Source organism: Pseudomonas sp. TH34, assembly GCF_016650865.1.
Lineage (GTDB): Bacteria > Pseudomonadota > Gammaproteobacteria > Pseudomonadales > Pseudomonadaceae > Aquipseudomonas > Aquipseudomonas yamanorum.
Window position 1 is genome coordinate 359,064 of sequence record NZ_JAEKFB010000020.1, and the last position, 19,854, is coordinate 378,917.

Annotated in this window: 20 protein-coding genes; 6 read left to right on the top strand and 14 right to left on the bottom strand. The window is 60.6% G+C overall.

The window, feature by feature from the left end; genetic code table 11:
• Nucleotides 1-132 precede the first annotated feature (132 nt).
• Together JFU58_RS15075 and JFU58_RS15080 are read left to right on the top strand one after the other, a co-directional pair.
• Nucleotides 133-843 carry a response regulator gene (locus tag JFU58_RS15075; RefSeq protein ID WP_201141055.1) on the top strand — a complete coding sequence of 237 codons (711 nt, stop codon included), beginning with the start codon at nt 133-135 and terminating at the stop codon, nt 841-843.
• The gene (locus JFU58_RS15080) at nt 840-2,159 is read left to right on the top strand and encodes a sensor histidine kinase (RefSeq protein WP_063033025.1); all 1,320 of its coding nucleotides are present in this window, start codon (nt 840-842) and stop codon (nt 2,157-2,159) included. Before JFU58_RS15075 ends, JFU58_RS15080 begins: the two co-directional genes overlap by 4 nt.
• Before the next feature lie 358 nt (nt 2,160-2,517).
• Here the strand turns inward: JFU58_RS15080 and JFU58_RS15085 are convergent, their stop codons facing one another.
• The 4 genes from JFU58_RS15085 to JFU58_RS15100 all read right to left on the bottom strand — a co-directional run bounded on the left by JFU58_RS15085 (nt 2,518) and on the right by JFU58_RS15100 (nt 6,698).
• Complete coding sequence (locus JFU58_RS15085) at nt 2,518-4,746, bottom strand: ATP-binding protein (RefSeq protein WP_201141057.1); 2,229 nt, start codon at nt 4,744-4,746, stop codon at nt 2,518-2,520.
• On the bottom strand, nt 4,743-5,357 hold the full coding sequence (locus JFU58_RS15090) for a biliverdin-producing heme oxygenase (RefSeq protein WP_201141059.1): 615 nt from the start codon (nt 5,355-5,357) through the stop codon (nt 4,743-4,745). Before JFU58_RS15090 ends, JFU58_RS15085 begins: the two co-directional genes overlap by 4 nt.
• Before the next feature lie 101 nt (nt 5,358-5,458).
• Entirely contained in the window at nt 5,459-5,836 is a 378-nt protein-coding gene (locus JFU58_RS15095; RefSeq protein WP_063033022.1) for a response regulator, read from the bottom strand.
• Nucleotides 5,837-5,978: 142 nt separating this feature from the next.
• Nucleotides 5,979-6,698 carry an SDR family NAD(P)-dependent oxidoreductase gene (locus JFU58_RS15100; RefSeq protein ID WP_063033021.1) on the bottom strand — a complete coding sequence of 240 codons (720 nt, stop codon included), beginning with the start codon at nt 6,696-6,698 and terminating at the stop codon, nt 5,979-5,981.
• A gap of 124 nt (nt 6,699-6,822) precedes the next feature.
• On the opposite strand from JFU58_RS15100, the gene JFU58_RS15105 reads away from it, so the two are divergent.
• From JFU58_RS15105 to JFU58_RS15115, 3 genes are read left to right on the top strand one after another with little or no spacing between them, the layout of a single operon-like run.
• The gene (locus JFU58_RS15105) at nt 6,823-7,344 is read left to right on the top strand and encodes a GNAT family N-acetyltransferase (protein WP_201141061.1); all 522 of its coding nucleotides are present in this window, start codon (nt 6,823-6,825) and stop codon (nt 7,342-7,344) included.
• A 27-nt stretch (nt 7,345-7,371) separates the two neighbouring features.
• The gene (locus tag JFU58_RS15110; protein ID WP_003210355.1) at nt 7,372-7,755 is read left to right on the top strand and encodes a c-type cytochrome; all 384 of its coding nucleotides are present in this window, start codon (nt 7,372-7,374) and stop codon (nt 7,753-7,755) included.
• 30 nt (nt 7,756-7,785) lie between these two features.
• On the top strand, nt 7,786-8,232 hold the full coding sequence (locus JFU58_RS15115) for an NUDIX hydrolase (protein ID WP_063033019.1): 447 nt from the start codon (nt 7,786-7,788) through the stop codon (nt 8,230-8,232).
• Here the strand turns inward: JFU58_RS15115 and JFU58_RS15120 are convergent.
• Nucleotides 8,196-9,140 carry an AraC family transcriptional regulator gene (locus JFU58_RS15120; RefSeq protein WP_201141064.1) on the bottom strand — a complete coding sequence of 315 codons (945 nt, stop codon included), beginning with the start codon at nt 9,138-9,140 and terminating at the stop codon, nt 8,196-8,198. The genes JFU58_RS15115 and JFU58_RS15120 overlap by 37 nt on opposite strands.
• Nucleotides 9,141-9,237: 97 nt before the next feature.
• Between JFU58_RS15120 and JFU58_RS15125 the strand changes: the two genes are divergently transcribed.
• Nucleotides 9,238-10,203 (top strand): oxidoreductase, encoded by a 966-nt coding sequence (locus tag JFU58_RS15125; protein WP_063033017.1) that lies wholly within the window; start codon nt 9,238-9,240, stop codon nt 10,201-10,203.
• A 39-nt stretch (nt 10,204-10,242) separates the two neighbouring features.
• On the opposite strand, the gene phnX is transcribed toward JFU58_RS15125, so the two are convergent.
• The 9 genes from phnX to JFU58_RS15170 form a co-directional block, all read right to left on the bottom strand.
• A complete protein-coding gene (phnX, locus tag JFU58_RS15130; protein ID WP_063033016.1) occupies nt 10,243-11,070 on the bottom strand; it encodes a phosphonoacetaldehyde hydrolase in 828 nt (275 codons plus the stop codon).
• Nucleotides 11,071-11,158: 88 nt separating this feature from the next.
• On the bottom strand, nt 11,159-12,031 hold the full coding sequence (locus JFU58_RS15135; RefSeq protein WP_201141066.1) for a LysR substrate-binding domain-containing protein: 873 nt from the start codon (nt 12,029-12,031) through the stop codon (nt 11,159-11,161).
• Between the two features lie 36 nt (nt 12,032-12,067).
• The gene (locus JFU58_RS15140; protein WP_201141068.1) at nt 12,068-13,363 is read right to left on the bottom strand and encodes an MFS transporter; all 1,296 of its coding nucleotides are present in this window, start codon (nt 13,361-13,363) and stop codon (nt 12,068-12,070) included.
• Nucleotides 13,364-13,456: 93 nt separating this feature from the next.
• A complete protein-coding gene (gene psrA / locus JFU58_RS15145) occupies nt 13,457-14,548 on the bottom strand; it encodes an iron-containing alcohol dehydrogenase PsrA (protein WP_201141070.1) in 1,092 nt (363 codons plus the stop codon).
• A gap of 136 nt (nt 14,549-14,684) precedes the next feature.
• A complete protein-coding gene (locus JFU58_RS15150) occupies nt 14,685-15,179 on the bottom strand; it encodes a hypothetical protein (RefSeq protein ID WP_063033013.1) in 495 nt (164 codons plus the stop codon).
• A gap of 25 nt (nt 15,180-15,204) precedes the next feature.
• On the bottom strand, nt 15,205-15,681 hold the full coding sequence (locus JFU58_RS15155; protein ID WP_063033012.1) for an ImmA/IrrE family metallo-endopeptidase: 477 nt from the start codon (nt 15,679-15,681) through the stop codon (nt 15,205-15,207).
• A gap of 276 nt (nt 15,682-15,957) precedes the next feature.
• The gene (locus JFU58_RS15160) at nt 15,958-17,976 is read right to left on the bottom strand and encodes an LTA synthase family protein (protein ID WP_201141071.1); all 2,019 of its coding nucleotides are present in this window, start codon (nt 17,974-17,976) and stop codon (nt 15,958-15,960) included.
• Nucleotides 17,976-18,575 carry a hypothetical protein gene (locus JFU58_RS15165; protein ID WP_201141072.1) on the bottom strand — a complete coding sequence of 200 codons (600 nt, stop codon included), beginning with the start codon at nt 18,573-18,575 and terminating at the stop codon, nt 17,976-17,978. The genes JFU58_RS15160 and JFU58_RS15165 overlap by 1 nt, the downstream gene beginning before the upstream one ends.
• Complete coding sequence (locus JFU58_RS15170) at nt 18,575-19,843, bottom strand: sialidase family protein (RefSeq protein ID WP_201141073.1); 1,269 nt, start codon at nt 19,841-19,843, stop codon at nt 18,575-18,577. Before JFU58_RS15170 ends, JFU58_RS15165 begins: the two co-directional genes overlap by 1 nt.
• Between the last annotated feature and the right edge of the window lie 11 nt (nt 19,844-19,854).

A 19,854-nucleotide genomic window follows, 5' to 3' on the forward strand; every position in this document is an offset into this window, starting at 1 on the left:
TGGCATTCGAGGCTTGCGCAAAGATGTCTGCTTTATTGCGCCGTTGACGCTTTATTGCACGATTGAAATATATGACGAGCCGCCTCGAATGGTTTTAGATGGCGCATCCACAAGACCAAGTGATGCCCACCGGTGAGCCATCTTTTAATCGTGGACGATGACCTTGAGGTCCTCGCCCTGCTGAAGAAATTTTTTCTGCAACATGGCTACACGGTCGAGACCGCCGCCAATGGCGCCGAGCTGTGGGCGGCCATGGAGCGCATGCCTGCCGACCTGATCATCCTCGACCTGATGCTGCCGGGGGATAACGGCCTGTTGCTGTGCCAGCGCCTGCGCCAGCAATACGCAACACCAGTGATCATGCTGACAGCCATGGGCGAGTTGAGTGATCGCGTGGTGGGCCTGGAAATGGGCGCCGATGACTACCTGAGCAAACCTTTCGATGCCCGTGAATTACTTGCCCGGGTGCGCGCTGTACTGCGTCGGGCGGGTGAAAACCGACCGACGTTGGGCGACGTGTCGCGCCCGCTGATTCGTTTCGCCGGCTGGCAACTGGACCTGACGCGCCGTGAGTTGCGCTCGCCGGACCAGGTGATGATCCCGTTGTCGTCCGGAGAGTTCGACCTGCTGCTGGTGTTCGTCGAACACCCGCAGCGTGTGCTCACCCGCGAGCAATTGCTGAACCTGGCGCGGGGCCATAGCCACGACGCGTTCGACCGCAGCATCGACGTGCAGGTCAGCCGCCTGCGACGCAAGCTGGAGTTCGACACCAAGCGCCCGGCGATGATTCGTACCGTGCGTAACGGTGGTTACCAGTTCACCGTCGCGGTGACCCGCTCATGAGCCGCTTCAAACCCCGGGACACCGTGGCCCGCTGGATTGCCCTGACCATCCTGATTGCGATGCTCACGGCGCTGGCCTTCAACGCCTTGTTCGTGCAACTGGCCGGCGTTTGGGCCAGGCCGCCGTTGAGTGAAACGGGCCTGTTGGAAAAGGTCGCGGTGATCGTACGGATGATTGAAGCCGCGGAGCCTTCCCAGCGCCCACCACTGACACAGGCGGTGGGTGACGACAGTTTCAACGTGAGTTGGTCGGCCACCCGCGCAGGTATTGATGTGCCGATTCTGGAAGACCCGGTTTTTCATTCCGATCAGCTGTTTAAACAGCTACTCAAGGGGCCGGAACGGCGAATGGAGGTCTATGAGCCATCTGATTGGCCAGGCCCCGGCGGGCACTATGTGCTGATGGTGCAGCTGGTTGACCAATCGTGGCTGGTATTCAGCGCGCCGTCCCGCAGTTGGGGCCTGGCGGAAGGCCCGCGCAGCCTGGTGGTGCTGATGCTGGTGCTGATTTCCACCGCGTTGGTCACGCTGATTGCCACCCGGCGTCTGGCCCGGCCATTACAGCATTTCACCCAGGGCGTGCGCCGTTTCGGCGCCGACTTTCGTGCGCCGCCCGTTGAGCCGGTCGGCCCCCACGAAATTCGCCAGGCGATCCTCGCGTTCAACGGCATGCAGGCGCAGTTGCAGCACTTCATCCAGGACCGCACCCAGATGCTCGCCGCGATTTCCCATGACCTGCGGGCGCCGCTGACCCGCCTGCGCCTGCGGGGTGAATTTATCGAGGATGCCGACCAGCAGCACCGCCTGTTCCGGGATGTCGACGAGATGCAGGCGATGATCAACACCGCGCTGGAATTCTTTCGCGACGATGCGCGTCTGGAACAGGCTACCCAACTTGACCTCGCTGAGTTGCTGCAAACGCTGATTGACGATTACCGCGACCAGTCCATCGACATCACCTTCAATGGCCCGCCACGGCTGGTGTATTTCGGTCGCCCGCTGGGGCTCAAGCGAGTGATGACCAACCTGATGGACAATGCGATCCACTACGGGCGGGCGCCGGAAATCGAACTGCAACAGAGTCCGGGCGTGGTGACGATACGGGTACTGGACCGTGGCCCGGGCATCCCGCAGGAGCAGCATGAGCAGGTGTTCCTGCCGTTCTTTCGGCTGGAAGGCTCACGCAATAAAAGTACCGGCGGGGTCGGTTTGGGGCTCTCCACGGCACGGGCGATTGTCCTGGAACACGGTGGAACGCTGACGTTGGAGAATCGCCCGTGTGGCGGGTTGGCCGCCGTGGTGGTGTTGCCGGTTTAGGAAGGCTTAAACCCTCACGGCAAATTGCCTTTTCCCAGATCAGTCAGATTACCGCTATTCGACTGAAAACTTTGCTGGTTGGAGCTGCTACGCGAGTGCTCATCGTTTGGTTTGGGGGCCGGCTGAACAGGTTGGACGGGTTGAGTGGCTTGAGGCGAATGAGTGGGTTGATTGAAGGATTGGATATGGAAAGCGCTGCCAATGATTGGAAAGGACATAGATGTTGGCTCTCATTAGAAAGGACGTGAAGTGCGCATTCACCTCCCTTTGAGTGCGTCCTGATCAGTGGCTTTGGCCCGGTCCAGCGTTCCGGGCCTCTGGGTTTCCATTTGCTTCGCCGTCTCGATGAGGCGCAGTTTCAAGCCGGCTTGGGCACCGTAAACCGAAACTCACTGCCCCGCCCCAACTCACTTTCAGCCTCGATCCGCCCGCCGTGGGCCTGCACGATGCCTTGGGTGATGTACAGCCCGAGGCCGCTGCCGGTGGGATTGTTTTCGGTTTGGGTCCAGTAGCGATCAAACACATGAGGCAACTGATCAGGGGCGATCCCTTCGCCGGAGTCACGCACCGAAAACACAATCTCTTCGCCATTGCTCAACGCACTGATGCCGATATTGCCCTGGCGCGGGGTGAACTTGATGGCGTTGCCGATCAGGTTCGACAGCACCTGGAACAGCCGCTCCGGGTCGGCATTGATTTGCAGCCCGGGTTCGGCATTGAAGGACAGGTCGATGCCCTTTTCCATCGCCAGGGGCGCGAGCAGTGAATAGGCCTCTTCGAACATCTGGCTCACGTCCAGCGCCACCGGCTTGACGGTGTAGCGCCCGGCTTCGATCTTCGAGGTGTCGAGCAAATCTTCCAGCAGCACATTCATGCGCCCGGCGGCTTGTTGCATGGTGTCGATGGCCGAGGAAATCCGTCGCGAGGTGTGTGGGCCATCGGAACTGAAGGCCTTTTGCATCATGCCGCAGAGCATCGAGATCACCGTCATCGGGTTGCGCAGGTCGTGGGAAACCACCGCCACCAGCTCATCCCGAGCGCGCACGGCCTGTTGTTCACGCAGCACCTGGCGGGCCAGGTCATTTTCCAGGGCAGAGCGGCGCAGGTCGTTCGCGGCGAAGCGGTCGCCGTGGCTCCATTTGGTGGAAATGCCGGCCATCTCCACCTTCCAGATTTCAAACGAAGTACGCGGGCGAAGGTGCAGGCCCGCGTCGGTGCTTTCCAGGTCCAGGGGTTTGTTCGGGTCGCCGCTCCAGTTGATGTTTTCCTTCACCTCGGGGCGAAACCACAACACACCGTTGTCCACCGGCTTGGGCAAACTCATGGCCAGCACACCGCTGGCGACGTGCTGATATTCAGCTGCCGGCGGGTACACCGAGGAAAGGTTATGGCTGGCAAACACCGGCTGCCCGGTTTCTTGCAGCCACTTGTGCAGGGCGCGAATCTGCGCAGGTTCCGGGCAGCTGCCGTAGCGGTGCAGTTGCTTGTCTTCGATGATTGCCACACCGCCTGCGAGGGCCAGGTCCATCAGCAATTGCGGACACTGTGCCAGGCCTTCGAAGACGTTTGCGGGTGAGGCCTGCATGGCCTGGCTGAGCAAGGCCAGGGCTTCGACTTTTTCTTCGCGCTGGCGGCTGAGGTCCAGGGCCTCCATGGCACTGATTTGCAACGACAGCACTTGGCCGATGGTCTGGCACGCGGTGCGCAAGTCATTGGGCACCAGCAGCGGCTGGCGGTTGCCGCAACTGATCAGGCCCCAGAGTTTGTCGCCGGACATCAGGGAAATGCTCATGGACGACAGCACCCCCATGTTTTTCATGTACTGGCAGTGAATCGGCGACACGCTGCGCAGGGTAGCGAAGCTCAGGTCCAGTGGCTGGCCGGTGTCCGGGCGCAACCGGGGCACCAGCGGCACAGCCTCATAGTCGGCATTGGGGATGATCCGCAACCAGTTGGTGCGGTACAGCTCCCGAGCTTGTTCGGGGATGTCGGAGGCCGGGAAGAACAGGCCGTTGAAGAGCTCCATGGACGGGGCCGACGCTTCGGCGATCACCTGGCCGTGGCCTTCTTCTTCGAAGCGATAAATCAGCACGCGGTCGTAGCCGGTCATGGCCTGGATTTCGTTGACGCTGATTTCATACAAGGCTTGCAGGGTTTTCGCCGCCTGCAGGCGTTGCAGCATCTTGCCCAGGTTGCTGGTCCGGCCATTGAGCGCCCGCGGCTGGAAATCCTTGAGCCGTGGCTCGAACTCCAGCACCAGCACATCCTGATGGCGGTGCAGCAACCCTTCGAACTCCGAGCCGTTGAGGGTCATATGCAGCGGCGGGGCATCAAAAAAGCTGTTTTGCGTGACCATGGCCTGGACGGCTTCGGCATGTTCAATGCCGATCAATGTGTGCAGCGGCTGGCCCAGCAGGGATTCCGGTGAGTGGTTGAACAGTTCGGCTACGTTGGCGCTGACCTGCACGATATGCAGGTCCGGCTCGGACAGGGTCAGCAGTGCACCGTGGGGCTGGATGGCCCCCGGGAAGCGGATGGGTTCGTCTGCACAGTTGGCAAGCAGTTCTTCAAAATCTTCGGGTTTCATAGCAGTACCTCCTGGCTGTCGAGCCATTGCTCAAAGCAGCTAAATGTCGAGCGGGCCGCGTTCACGGCGCGCAGTTTGGCGTGCGCGTCGAGGGGCACATGGCTCAGGTAATTGAGAAAGTCTTTCCAGCGCCGGCCGGTTTCAGCGCCATACACATTGAGAAACGCGCCGCCATTGTCGGCATCCAGTCCCAGGCGCCCGGCCATTTCCCGGCGCAGGATCTGCCCACCCAGAGTGGCGCCTTCCACCACGTAAAGCGCGCCCAGGCAGGCGGCGGGTGTGTCCAGGGGTGGCAGCGATGAGCAGTGGGGGAGCGCCGCGATGGCTTGGTCGTCCAGGCCCAGAGCGTGGAGATCCCCCAACAAGGTTGGCGTCTTCAGACGCAGCACCTGATCAAATCCCGCAGGGATCAAACCGCTGTCGTTCAGCGTTGCTTCCAGAGGTTTGTAGAACCCGTAGTAGGCCTGGAGCAGGCGTCGGTAGCCGTCGTGATCCAGCTGCGGAGAGAAAAACGGCAAGCGCTTTTCCAGGGCGACGTGCAGTAACGCAGTACCCGAGCGCAGGGCTTCAAGTACAGGTGGCGCACCAACGTCATGGGCCTGTGAATGCATTCAGTAAACTCGAACTGGGGGCCTGCTGGCCATGTAGGGTTGCCTGATAACTGACCGCAGGAACTGCCGCGAAGTTCGGGTTAGCTGATATCGCGATGCTATCAATGCATGGGCGGGGCCTGTACCAGGGCCGACTGCACGCAATCGAGCAGGCGCTGGGTGGTCCATGGCTTGGGCAGGAACCGCACGGTGCTGCCCAATTGCGAAGCCATTGCGGTGTTGCCCGAAGTCAGTACCACGGGCAGCGTCGGCCAGCGATGGGCGACTACCTTGCTCAAATCGTAGCCATTGAGCAAGCCGGGCATCTGGATATCGCTGACAATCAAGTCTACCGGATCACTGGCCCGCTCCAGAAAAATCATTCCTTCGTCTGCGGAAGGGAACGAGGTCACCACCGCGCCGAAATCCTCCAGTACATCCACCATCAACGAGCGAATGATTTCGTCGTCTTCCAGCACCAATATCGATGGCTGAGCCATGATCCTTACTCCACCATCCGGGTTAAGTAAGGTGGAGTGGGGCGCCGTTGATTAGGTTCGATTGGATGTGTTTTATGCGATGGGTGGTCATTTGGTTGTCTTGGCGTTGCGTCAGGGCAGGGCGCTCCACTTGCGAAACCTGCTAGAAGCGTTCATCCAGCAGCGCCGGCAACGTCAGCTCCTTGACGAAACTGGCGCCGGACAGGCTCAAGACCATACGCACCACCTGCACCACGTCATGCACCGGAACCAATTGGCCCTCACCGCGCTGTTCGGCCTGGGTGCGTGAGGTGCTCAAGGAATCTTCGGTATTCAGATAGCCCAGGTTCAGGCAAGTGACGCCCAGGCGCTGCTGGCGATAGCCTTCACGCAGCGCATCGGCGATGCCGCGCAAGGCGAATTTCGAGGCGCCGAACGCCACTTCGGGCCGGCCGCTCTGAGGCAGTCCCGAGGTCGAGCCTGTGAGGATGATGCGCGGCTGGGAGCTCTTCAATAACACCGGCAGCAGCCGCTTGATCAACAGCAGCGGTGCGGTGATGTTACAACTGACGATGGCTTCCAATTGCGTGTCCTCGTCGGTGAGAAAGCTATAGGCCGGATCAAACGCCCGCTCCTCCCAGATGCCCAGGTTATAGATCAGTGTGTCCAGCCCGCCTGCCGCCACAGCCTGTTCGATGACGTGCGCCGCGTGGCCAGGCACGCCAAGGTCTGCTTCCACCCAGCGCACCTCGGCGCCAGTGCTGCACATCAAGGGATCAGGGCGGCTGCGGGACACCCCGATCAGCGTATCCCCAACCCCGCCCAGCCCTTCCATCAAGGCCCTGCCCAATCCTTTGCTTGCACCGACCACCATGGTTTTCATCGCTTGTCTCCTGAACCGCTGTGCCGAGAGGAGCGGGCATGCAAGCAGAGTGGTGGGGTGATATCAATTGAGTGGCTGTTTCCAGATGTTAATCTCAGGTGTTTCAACGATCCCGGGTTGCCTCATGCTCACTGTTATCCGACTTGCCGCCGCGCCCGACGCAGTGTTTTTACCTGCAATAGAGCGCAGTGCGGCCCAGTCCTTTCGTGCGATCGAATCCTTGGGCTGGCTGGCCGATGCCGAGGTCATGAGTGTTGAACGTCATCTGCAGTTGATCGCGTTGGGTACGTGTTGGGTGGCGATGGATGCTGCTGGCCAGGTCCAGGGTTTTCTCAGTGCACAGATGTTTGATGACGACCTGCACATCCATGAGCTGTCGGTGGCGCAGGTCATGCAGGGCCGTGGCGCAGGGCGGCAATTGCTTGAGGCCGTGATGAATGAGGCTCGCTCGCGCCGGTTGCGGGCAGTCACCTTGACCACATTTTTCGACGTGCCCTGGAACAGCCCGTTTTATCAGCGGCTGGGATTTGAGCAAGCACATTCGCTGGCGCCGGATCATCGTTTGGCAGAGGCTCTGCGTGAGGAGTATCGTCACGGTTTTGCGCCGGGCAGTCGCTGTGCCATGTCATGGCAGGTCCCCAGCTGAACCGGCACATCGGATGGAAAGTTACCTATGAAGTACGTCGTATTATTCAGCCTCGCCCTGATTGCCGGTCTCGTGAGCCTACCGGCAGCGGCGGCGGGAGATGCCGAAGCCGGTGGAAAGCTGTTCAGCAAAACCTGCGGCGGTTGCCATAGCGTCGGCGAAAATGCACGGGGCGGTTTCGGGCCGCAACTCAACGGCATCATTGGTCGACCGGCTGGCACCACCACTGACTATCAGTATTCAGATGCGATGAAAAATTCAGGCGTGGTCTGGACGCGGGACAAGCTGGCCGCCTATATCGAGGCGCCGAAAAAGGTGGTGAGCGGCACCCGGATGATTTTCTGGGGGATCAGTGATCAGGAGAAGATCGACAATTTGCTGGCGTACCTTGCGACATTTCAGGCGCAATAAACACCGATCCCAAGACAAGGATTTCACCCCATGGTTGCACCGCGTATCCGGGCGCTTGCCCTTTGTATCTTTCACCGCAACGGTCGAATTCTGGTTCACGAATTCCAGGATGCGGTGAAACAGCAGACAGTCTTTCGCCCCATCGGTGGCGGCATCGAATTCGGTGAACACAGCGCCGAGGCCATCGTGCGAGAAGTCCAGGAGGAACTGGCGCAGCCGATTCACAGCCTGCGCCTGCTCGGCACGCTTGAAAGTATCTTCACCTACGACGGCAACCCCGGGCACGAGATCGTCCAGGTCTACGATGGCCAATTTGAGGACCAGAGCCTGTACGAGCAACCGTACCTCGACGGTGCCGAAAGCAATGGTTTTGCGTTCAAGGTGAGTTGGAAGGACAGCTCAAGCTTTACTGCGCAGTCGCCACTGGTGCCGGAAGGGCTTTACGCGCTGCTCAAAGGCGCCGCACTACTGGATTGACGGCACGCATCCCGATAATGCCTCGGGGCCTTTCCTGTTACTCGCTTGAAGGCATTGCTGAACGCGCTTTCAGACCCGTACCCCAACGACAGCGCTAACACGCCCACTGACAGATTCCCCTCGCGCAACGCTCGTTGCGCAAGGCGCATGCGCCACTCGGTCAGGTACGCCAGCGGTGGCACCCCGGCAACGCTCTTGAAGTATTGCGAAAAGGTAGTGCGCGACATCGCAGCCGCCGCAGCCAATTCTTCCAGCGTCCAGGCACTCCCCGGCTCGCTGTGCATCAAGCGCAGCGCGGGGGCCAGGCGCTTGTCGCTGACCGTGCGCAGCCAGCCTTCGGGTAATACGCCCGAGGTCTCTGCGTAGGCCCGCAGGATCTGGATAAACATCAACTGCGCCAGTTGCGCCGATGCCAGACTCGCCCCGAGCAAATTGGCTTGCCCCTCATGTGCCAGCTGGCCGAGTAGCCATTGCACGATCGCCGCCTGCGGCGCCGTGGCCCGCACGTGGATCAGAGGAGGCAGTGCGTTGGCCAGCAGTCCGCCACTTTCCGGATCCAGTTGCACGTAGCCGCCGATTTGCACACAGCCCTGGCCGTCGCCGATTTGCGGGAAGCGACCGGCGTCAGCGAATAATTGCCGCGCTTCCAAAGGCGTGACCGACACATCGCCCGCAAGCACAAACGCGCGTTGTGCACACAGCAGGAACACATCGCCCGCCTCAATCAACACCGGCGCAGCCTCGCCATCCAGGCATAGCCAGCACTGCCCCTTCACCATCCCGAAAAACTTGATCTTGTCCGGCGCCGGAAAACGCAGGGCCCAGGCGCCGCCCGCGCTGAAGCCGCCGGTCATCACCGACTGAGCATTCACGAAGGTGAGAATCTCGGAAAACGGGTCGCTGTGCATATCCGTACTTTTACGCAGGTAAACGGGATGTTCGAGTATTCAGAGTACGGCTTTCCGGGCGTAGCGTGTTAACCACACGTCTAATGGAGGCTCTGTCATGCCCACAGCACAAAAACCGATCCATAGCGGCTATGGAGCGGCAACCACCGCTGCCGAAATAATCCGAGGCGTTGATCTCTCGGGCAAGGTGGCGATTGTCACGGGTGGCTACTCCGGCATTGGCTTGGTCACCGCCCGTACCCTGGCCGCCGCTGGCGCACACGTGATCGTCCCGGCGCGTGACTTGGTCAAGGCACGCGCCGCACTCAAACCTTATCCACAGCTGCAACTTGAACCCCTCGACCTGATGGACGCCCACTCCATCGAGCAGTTTGCCGAGCGCTTTCTGGCGACTGGCCGCCCGCTGCACCTGCTGATCAACAACGCGGGCATCATGGCGCCGCCGCTGAGTCGTAACGCCCAAGGCTACGAGTCCCAGTTCGCCACCAACCATCTCGGGCATTTCTTGCTTACCCAGCGCCTGTGGCCGGCCTTGCAACGCGCCGAAGGCGCGCGGGTGGTGGCGCTGTCCTCACGGGGACACGTGCACGGTGCCGTCGACTTTGACGACTGGAACTTCGAGCGCCAAACCTACGATCCATGGAAGGCTTACGGTCAGTCCAAGACCGCCAATGCACTGTTCGCCGTGCATTTGGACACCCTCGGTGCGGCCAGCGGGGTGAGGGCGTTTGCGGTTCATCCTGGCGGAATCATTACCGACCTGGTGCGGCATATGAAGGCTGAAATCCTGCAGGCTTCGGGCTATGTAGACGAGCACGGGAAACCGGTGATCGACCCTGAGCGGAACATGAAAACCCCGGAGCAAGGCGCGGCCACCAGTGTGTGGTGTGCGGTGAGCGGGCAGTTGGCGGGAATGGGTGGGGTTTATTGTGAAAACTGTGATGTGGCGGTTGCGATGAGTGCGGAATCGGAAGAACACCTGGGTGTCAGGCCGTGGGCAGTGGATGCGGGGTTGGCACAGCGGTTGTGGACACTCAGCGAACAGCTTGTCGCAGGACGGTAGGCCGCGGTGTGGGGTCAGCGCGCTGACCCCATCGGCCCATCAAGAACCCTGCGGTGTCTCCCCGCGCGCCAAACGCGCATTGATGTCCTCGATCACCGTCGGCAGTTCGACGATGGTGTCGATCAGGTAATGCGGCCGAGAGCCCTCGAACATCTGTGTAATACGCGCGCGCTCCAGCGCCAGCTCAGCAGCGGGCAGTGCCTTGTATTGCTCATAGGTCAAACCCAGTGCATTGCCCGAACAGGTCAACGCCACCGTCCACATGCCTGCGCTGCGGCCTTCCAGAATCCCCGGCCAAGTGTCGTCGACCTTCACGCACGCGGCCACATCACTGATGCCCAAGGCAATCACGTTGGCCAACGCCTGCGCCGGATGCGGGCGCCCGTTGGGCACCTCGTCGGTCGCCACCACATGGTCGGCGACGTAGCCATTCTGCCGCGCCAGCTCGACCACCTTGGCCATCACCACCGCCGGGTACCCGGAGCAGGAGCCGATCTTCAAACCCTGTTCGCGCAGGTTTTTGATCGCCTCAAGAGCCCCGGGAATAACCGCCGAATGCAGCGCAATTTTCTCGATCTGCAACGGCATGAAGCGTTCATACAGTGCGGTGACATCCTCATCGGTTGGCAAGCGATCAAACACCGCCCGATAACGCTCGGCAATCTGCGGCTGGTTGCACAAGGTTCGGATGTGATCCCACTTGCCCATGCCCATCGGGCCGCGCGCTTCCTCCAGGGAAACGGCGACGCCGAACTCGCCGAACGCCTCGACAAAAATCTGCGTGGGGGCGAAGGAACCGAAGTCGACGACGGTGCCGGCCCAGTCCAGGACCACGGCTTGCAGCTTGGAAGGTTGTTGGTAGTGCATGGCAAGTCTCCATTTTCAGATGTGAGCAGGCCGTCCCTCTGTCGAAGAAGAGGTAAGCGCCTGGTGAGGGTTTAAACGGGTAAGGCGATCAGGTCACCGGGATCGGGCTGGCCTCGAATAGCTCGGCGATCATCGGTCGGTTGCGTCGGATCCCCAGGCAACACAGGTGGTAGTCGATGAAAAACGGGTGGTCGACGAAGGTGATGGGTGTGGTGCCCGGGGTTTCGGCGTATTCCACAGCGGACACAAAACCGATGCCGATGCCTTTGGAGATTGCGTGCACGATGGCTTCGCGACTGTTCAACTGCATCACGCAGTTCACGGCGACGCCCTGGCGCTTGCAGCTTTCTTCCACCAGTTGCCGGGTGCGGGAGCTTTTCTCGCGCATCACCCACTTTTCGCGGCTGATCTGTTCCACGTGCACCTCTTTCTGTTGGGCCCATGGATGGTCATCGCGTACCACTGCAATGATCGGATAGCGCCGGTAAAGCTGGGTATCGAAGCGCTGGTCGAACTCCGAAAGGGCCAGGATCGCCACGTCGATATCGAAGTTGAAGAGCCGGTCCAGGGTTTCCTTTTCCGGGGAAAACGAGGTTTCCAGTTCGATGTCCGGGTGGCGCTGCATCAGCTCGTAGGTCAGGTTCATCGCGATCGGCGGCGACACCGCGCCCAGGCGCAGCAGCCCGGTCTTGCGCTGCTTGAAACTCTGCAACAGTTGCATGGCTTCATCCTCCTGGCCGAACAGCCCCTGGGTGATCCCATAGAGAGCGTGCCCGGCCGCACTCATCTCGATAAACCGCCCGCGACGGTGGAACAGCTCCACCGAGAACTGCTTCTCCAGCCCATTGACCTGCTCGCTGACGGTCGGCTGGCCGACGCTCAGGTACTCGGCGGCGAGGGTGAAACTGCCGGTCTTCGCCACCGCATGAAACGAGCGCAGCCACTTGTGGTACTGGTACATAAAGAGTCCTGTTCCTGAGGTCCGCCGGGCCGGTCATCAACGTCGGATAAACAACGCTACCGCCGCGCTGCACAGGCAGGCCGAGGTCACGACGATGAAGATCAGTGAGGTGTTGCCGGTACTGTCGAGCATACTGCCGATCAGCGGTTCCGCCAGGCCGGCGAACAGATAGGATGAGAAGTTCATCACGCCCGTGGCCGTACCCGCACGCTTGGCACCCACCAGGTCCGGGCACAACGCCCAGAAACTCGACGCCGGACCGTATACAAAGAACCCGCAGAGGAACAACGCCACCAGGCCGATTGCGCTGTGGGGCGGCAAACTCCACATCCACAGGCTGGTGGCGGCGCCGAGGAACATGTAGAGCATGATCGCCAGGTAGCGTTTGGAGCCGAACAGCTTGTCCGAGACCCAGCCGTTGCTCAGGGCGCCGATGGCCATGCCCACCGGCAGGGCCACGGTGATCCACTTGGGGTCGATCATGCTGTCGCCGCTTTTCCAGTTGGCCCCGAGGAAGTGCACCGGCACCCAGACGATCAGGCCGTAGCGGGCGGCGTTCTGGAAACCCAGGGAGATCGCGGCGATGATCAGCCGCGGATTCTTCAGCACCGCCTTGTAGCGCTGCGCCGAGGATTCGACTTCGCCGTTGGCCACTTCATGATTCTTGTCTTCGGCATTCGCCACGCCGGTATCGGCCAGGGGCTCGAATCCCATGTCTTGAGGCCGCTCGCGGGCCACCAGGTAGAAAATGATGCCGCCCGCCAACATCAACAGCACCGGCAGGCGGAAGATCCAGCGCCACTCCAGTTGGAACACTTCCAGCACCACGATGGAGGTTATGTACGACAGCACAGAGGCGCATCCGGCGGCGAATACATAAAAGCCATACACCTTGCCGCGCTCGCCGGCGCTCCACCAATTGGAAATCAGCCGGCTGCCGGGCGCCCAACCGAGGGCCTGGAAGTAACCGTTGATGCCCCACGGCAGGATCAACCCGGCAAAGCCGCTGGCGAAACTGGTGACCCAGTTGGCCCCGCAGGACAGCACCGCGCCGAGGGTCATGATGCGGCGCCCGCCGAACTTGTCGGCGAGGTTGCCGTTGATGGCCTGGCCAATCGCGTAGGCCCAGAGCATCGCGGCCGAGGCCCAGCCGAGGGTTTCCTTGGTCAGGCCGAACTCGGCCTGGATCCCGGGGATGGCAAAACCAAAGGTCTGGCGGCCGGTGTAGAAAAACAGATAACAAAACATCGCTGCCAGCAGCATGCGCCACTGGGCAACGCGGAACGATGAAGTACGGACGGCAGGAACAGGCAGCACGTGTGCACGATTCATGATGTTTTCCTTATTGTTATTCGCCCCGGCGACCGCAGCCGCCGGGGGGCACTCTTGATAGGTGCAACAGGAAACGACCGAATTACGATGAGTCTAGGCCGCTTGCGCGCCGATGAAGTTCTTGCCGCGTGCGCCTTGCAGGGCGAAGCGGATCATCGCCTCGGCCTCGCTGGCATTCACGCCGTAGTCGGCAAACTCGGTCTTCACGTCCAGGCTGTGGAGGAAGTCGCGCAACTGCGCCTGGGCCTGGTGCAGGTCGGTGCCGAATATGCGTTGCAGGGTGCGGTCACGCGCGGCGTCATGCCCCCATGCCAGGCCCAGCACCAGCGGCAAGGTGAAGGAACAGGCGATGCCGTGGGGCAAGCCGTGGTGCAAGGTCATTTCGTAGGAGATGGAATGGGCGAGGGCGGTCTTGGTATTGGAAAAGGCCAGGCCGGCTTTCAATGCCGCCAGCGCCATCCGTGAGCGCAGCTCCTGGTTGCCGAGGTCGCGCTGCAGGCGGGGCAGGCATTCCAGGATGTCTTCGATGGCGGAGATGGCGAAGGTGTCCGAGATCGGATTGGCGTTGATATTCCAGATCGATTCCAGCGCATGGGACAAGGCATCCAGCCCGGTGGACACCGTGACTCCGGCCGGCACCGTCAACATCAACTGCGGGTCAATGATCGCCACTTTCGGCCAGGTACAGTCCAGGTGCAGCGAATACTTCTTGAGGCTCGCGGAATCCCAGATCGTCGCCCATGGTGTGACTTCACTGCCGGTGCCGGCGGTGGTCGGTGCGGCAATCAGTTGCTTGTGACGGGCCGGCACGAAAGGTTTTCCGGCGGCCAGTAACGCCAGCAACTCGTCGAAATCCCCCGATTCGGTGCCGACGATCAAGGCCTTGGCCGTATCAATGGCGCTGCCCCCGCCGACGGCGACCACCACCTGGCAGTCACCGGCCTGCTGCCAGAAGCGCTCGTAGGTGTCGCGTAGTTGAGCCACGTCGGGGTTGGGCTGCACGTCTTCGATCACGTACACCAGGCGGTCACCCAGCAGGGCCTGGATGCGGTCTACCAAACCGAGCTCGCGGGCTTCGGGGAAGGTGACAAGGGCGACGCTCTGGCCTTCGGTGAGGGTGGCGAGTGCTTGCAGGCAGCCCCAGCCGAAGCGGGTGTCTACCGGGTTGTGGAAGCGGGCAGTCATGGCGGGTTCCTGGTTTTTGTTATTGGAAGTGCCGCCATAGTCGGGGAGGGTGAGGTGGACCTCAAATCGATAGATTGGGGGGATGGATTGGCTGGGCCGATATGAAAAAAGGCTCAACGGAGACTGAAGTGCGGAGTTAACTTCCGTTGCCACTCTTGGGAGAAAGTTTATCCTTTACTACATCAGCTATGACATCGACTACTTTGTGGCCGATTTTGATCGCCTCTTCCGGCCACATGAGCGCTGCAGGTTTATTGGTTTCAGCGGGTTCATTCGATAATTTGACGAGTATGAAGATAGATCCCATTGGCATGACTGCCAATAGCCATAACACCATATGGTCTACATGCCGGTAAGGGTGGTTGTTAGCCCAATACAAGTAGTAAAGAAACGCTATAAATAACAGGCATGAAACAAAGGCTACTGAGCGAAACAACAGTTTTCGATGAAGGATTCTGGTTTCACCTTCCTTGAGCAGTTTTTCATTCCAGTCGGCTTGCGCCTTGTTTCTTTCAACAGGGTCGCCCGATGGCGGGACAAGGGAGCGCTTCATGGCCTCGTCAGGGTTGTCTTCTGACCCGCCCATATCTTCGCCTTTCTTTTGCGCATTGCTGGCGTTGCTTGGATTCATCGCGCCTCCTTGGCTGTTGTTTAGATTAGTAGTCTGAGAGGTAACCGAGGTTGATCAATCTATATCTCATTGCGGCCTCAGAAACCCCAAGCTCACGCGACATGGCCCCGACATCCCGGTTGTAGCGCGGGATGATCCAGTCGACCACTTCTTTTGGCATGAGCAGTTCGGCAGCGAATGCGTTGGCCTCCTGCTCTTTATAATGATCAGCATGAGTCGAGTAATTTGCGGAGTTATCCCGCATCGACCTACCATGGTTGAGCACCATATGACCCAACTCATGGGCAATCGTGAACCGTTGGCGCACCCACGCATCATCGGGGTTGAAGCGGATCGTGGGCCTTCCGTTTTCATAATCGAAACGTCCGCTCAGGTCGCTCCAGATCATGTCAGGGTCCGCAAAGACGTCGGCCCCCATACTTATCGCTAACGCTGAAGGGTCCACCGGGATCTGGCGATTCCAGTAGCGAGCCAGGATAGCCTGGGCTTGGCGAACTGGCATAAGCGACCTCCTCCTTACTGGTTGCCCCCTATGTCAGGGGGCGAGAATGATACAGAACACTGTGGGTAAATACAGGAATAGCGGGTGCGGGACCTCTATATAGGCATCGCGAAATCGAAAAGAAAATTGAGTGATGCTATGGCCCCGATGGGTTTCCAAGCAACGCTGGCTGCACACCACGACAAAGTAGTACCTCCTGCTGAACCCTGAAAGCGTGGCACTTTAGCCGGTGTATTGCAAAGAGTGTGGTTTACAGTGGCCTGGCTGCTGGTGGCTTCAACGAACGTTCCGGAACAACATCAACCGCGCACTCTCATGCAGCCCCCGAGTCAGTCCCTGCAGGCGCTGAAACTCTTCCGGGTATTCCTGGGCTACATCTTCCCTCGGTGTTTGCGACGCCAGGTCATGCAGGGTCGGCGAGCTGCCGTCGTGTTCCATTTGCAGCAGGAAGTCTTTAGTCACGCCACCGATCAGCGGGAACGTGCCCTCGCGCAATACCAGCGGCACCACGCGCTCGCCTTCCGGCGCAGGCTGCTGGATATCTCGCCCCATCGCGCCATTGCGGAACGGAATGCCCGCCATGCCGGCGACGGTCGGTAGCAGGTCCGCCAGGCCGACGGCTTCTTCGATCACCCGGGGTTGCAGGCCGGGGGCGTGGATCATCATCGGCACGTTGTTGCTTTCCAGGCCAAGCTGCTCGAATGCCGGCGCCATGTGCGGAATCTGGCTGATGCGGGTGTTGTGGTCGCCGAAGAACACGAAGATGGTGTTGTCGTAGTAACCGCCGGCCTTGGCGATTTCTATCAGGCGGCCGATGTTGAAGTCCAGCAGGCGTACGGCGTTGTATTGCTCGACGCTGCGACTGCCCGCGGCCTGGACTTGCTCCACGGTCAGGTCGTGCACCTTGAAGCCATCGTTGGTCTTGGGGATGGTGAATGGGCGGTGGTTGCCGGAGGTTTGCAGGTAGGCGAAGAACGGCTGGTCCTTGGGGATGGCGCGCAGCAGTTCGTCGCCTTCCTTGAACAGGTCCAGGTCGGAAACGCCCCACACATCCACCCGTGGCGAGCGCCAGTGGCTTTCGTCATAGAGCTTCACGCCGTCGATGCTCTGGCGGATCAGCGCGTTGATATTCGCCCAGCCGGCATTGCCGCCGATCATGTAGAGCTTCTGATAATCCTCGAACGCGTTGATCAAGGTGTGTTGCCGGGTGATCAGCGGGTTGCGGGTTGCCGTCTCCTGGCGGGTGACGTCGGGTACGCCGGTGATGCTCGCCCACACGGTTTTGGCGGTGCCGGTGACGGGCACGTAGAAGTGTTTGAAGAACCAGCTTTCCTTCGCCAGTTTGTCGAGGTTCGGCGTGGGGTTCAGCGGGTTACCGTAGGCGCCCACAGCGCTGGTGCCGAGGGATTCGAGCATCACGAAAATCACGTTCGGCGGGCGTTCGCCCTTGAGCCGATAAGGTTGCACGGCTTGTTCGCGGGCGAAGCTCAATTGCTCGGGATCGGGTTGGTTGACCCCCAGATAATTCGCAACTTCCGGGTAATGCTCGCGCACCCGCGCCTCATCGAATTGAGACTGGCCGACCTTGAGGGTGTCGTACAGAAACAGCAACGGATTGAGGCCTACGGCAGCGATCTGGTTGTTGCCGGAAAAGAACGCATCGCTCCAGCGCAGGGGCACCGGGTTTTCGAGGTTGAGGTTGGCGACGCGGCCGAGCAGGGCCAGCAACACCGCGATCACGCCAACGGTGGCCACGGATGCAATGGTCAACTTGCCGATGGGTTTGCGTTCATCATCCAGGGTGATGCGTTCAAGACGAACCAGGGCATAGGTCCACAGGCCGACTGCGGTAAGCCAGCTAAAGGTTATCCACAGCACCGGGTAGGTTTCCCACACCATCTGCTGGGAAATCTGCGCGTCTTCCAGATAACGCAGCACCGTGGCATTGATGCGCACGCCGAGGTAGGCGTAGTGGCCGAAGTCGATGATGTACACCAGCCCGACGATGGCCAGCGCCAGCAGCAGGTAACCCCGTGCCAACCAGCGCAGGGCGGGGACGGTCAGCAGGTTCCAGCGTGGCAGCCAGGCGAGCAGGGCGAGGGGCAGCAGGATCAGCACCGCCAGGCGCAGGTCGAAACGCAGGCCTATCCCGAAGGTTTCCAGCAGTGCAGGTTCCCTGAGGTCGACTCCGGAAAATCCCAATACAAACACCAGCCGCAGTGCGGCCAGCAACGCAAATACCAAACCGATCGCGCCCACGCCGTAGCGCAGGCGGCGCGAGTACAACCATCCCATCATTGACCTCTGTGCAGTTTTAAAAGAGGGCGCCAGGCAGCCATCGCCAGCATCCACAACCCGGCCACCAGGCAGTAGCCCGTCAGCAGTGGGTCGATCAGATAGTCCCAGTAGTTTTCCGAGGCCTTGAGCCGCAGCGCAAACGCCAGGGTGCCCGCCGCGAGCATCAACACCGACAACGTATTACGCAGCCAGAGCATCAACAGCGCCGCCACGCCGATCAGCACAATCATCGGCCGAGGGTTGAAACCCCAGCGGTAGGGATCGAAATAGGTCAGGCCCATCGTCGCGGGGTACAGCACCAGGCTCAGGGCGCCAAACAGCAGCAACACCTGGACCTTCTGCGGGCGCTGGAGCGGTTGCACCACACCCAAACGGCACAGGCTGACCCATGCCAACAACACCAGGGTGCTGATGGCCAGGTCGTCGGTGAAGCTGCGCACATACGCCGCCAGCGGCAGCTCGTTGACCGGGATAAAACTCACCACCACCAACACCGGCAGCAACCACGGCCGCCAGGGCGCCATTACGCGTAGCAGGCTGAGCAGTACAAAACCCAACAGCACAAAGCTCAAATGGGCTTGCCATACAGAAACCATCACAGGCGCTCCGACAGCCAGGCTTCATTGAAGCTGACATGTTTGATAAAGGTGTTATTCCACGAGTACACCAGGTGGTACATGCCGTCCGGGCTACGGCTGAAGTACGGGTACTCGTATTCGAAATCGCAGCCACGGGGCTTGCACACCCGGTAATCCAGGCTGCTGAGGAAACGTTGCTCCAGCGGCAGGCGCAGGGCACCGCTGGAGGCGCGGAAGCCTTCACCGATAATTTCCTTGTAGGCTTCGGGGGAGAACGGTTGGCCCAATGGGTCGGGGGATTGGTCCAGTTCCACCACGGTGCGCCACTGGTTGAGCTTGGCATCGGTGCCGTACAGGCTCAGCTTGAAGCGACCGTCCTGCAGGTCGTTGAGGGCCACCAGCAAGCCGTCGCCTTCAGTGCTGACGGCTGCCAACGAGGAGTTGGGGTTGGACGGCTCCAGTGGGTAGGGCTCGCTCCAGGTTTGGCCCGCGTCTTCGGTGCGGCTGGCGAGGATCTTGTGATGGGTCTCGCCGGCGTAACGCAGCATGGCGATGGCGCGCTGGCCGTCCTGGGGGACGATGGTCGGTTGCAGCGAATTCTTCCCTCGGCTGATCCGGAATTTGTCGACCACCGCACCGTCGGGGCTTAAGTACAGGTACTCGGCGAATTTGCCCATGAACTCGTGGTACACCGGCAGGCCGATGGAACCGTCGGCGTGGAATACCGGCGCGGCGCGCACCAGCGTGCTGATGTTGAAAAACGGTGAAGTGACCAATTGCCGAGGTGCAGACCAGTGGGTGCCGAGATCGTCCGAGACCATCACGTTGATCGCACTGGTGGCCCAGCCGCCTACCGACACCGAGACGTAGAACATCCACAGGCGATTGTCCGGCGCCAGGGCGATCACCGGGTTGCCCAGCTTGCGGATGTAGCGGTGAGTGCCGTCGCGGGTGCTTTCCCGAGTGGCGAGTACTTGCTCCGGGCCCCATTCGGCGCTTTTGGCGTCAAAGCGCGCGGTGCGCACCTGCACATCGGCGGCACCTTCGCGGGAGCCGGCAAACCACACGGCCATCAGGTCGCCGCCGGGCAGCGCAGTGACCGAGGAGGAATGCACAAAGTCATTGAGCTGCGAAGAGACAAAGCGGCTGCTGTATTGCGGGGCGGCCGCTGTTGGCGAGGTGTCCTTGGGGCCTTGGGCAAACGGCGCCAGCACGTGGGGCGGATGGCTTTGCCAGGCGGCGAAAAATACCACCAGCAGACTGCAGATTATTAAAAGCGGGCGCATAGAGAACCTGT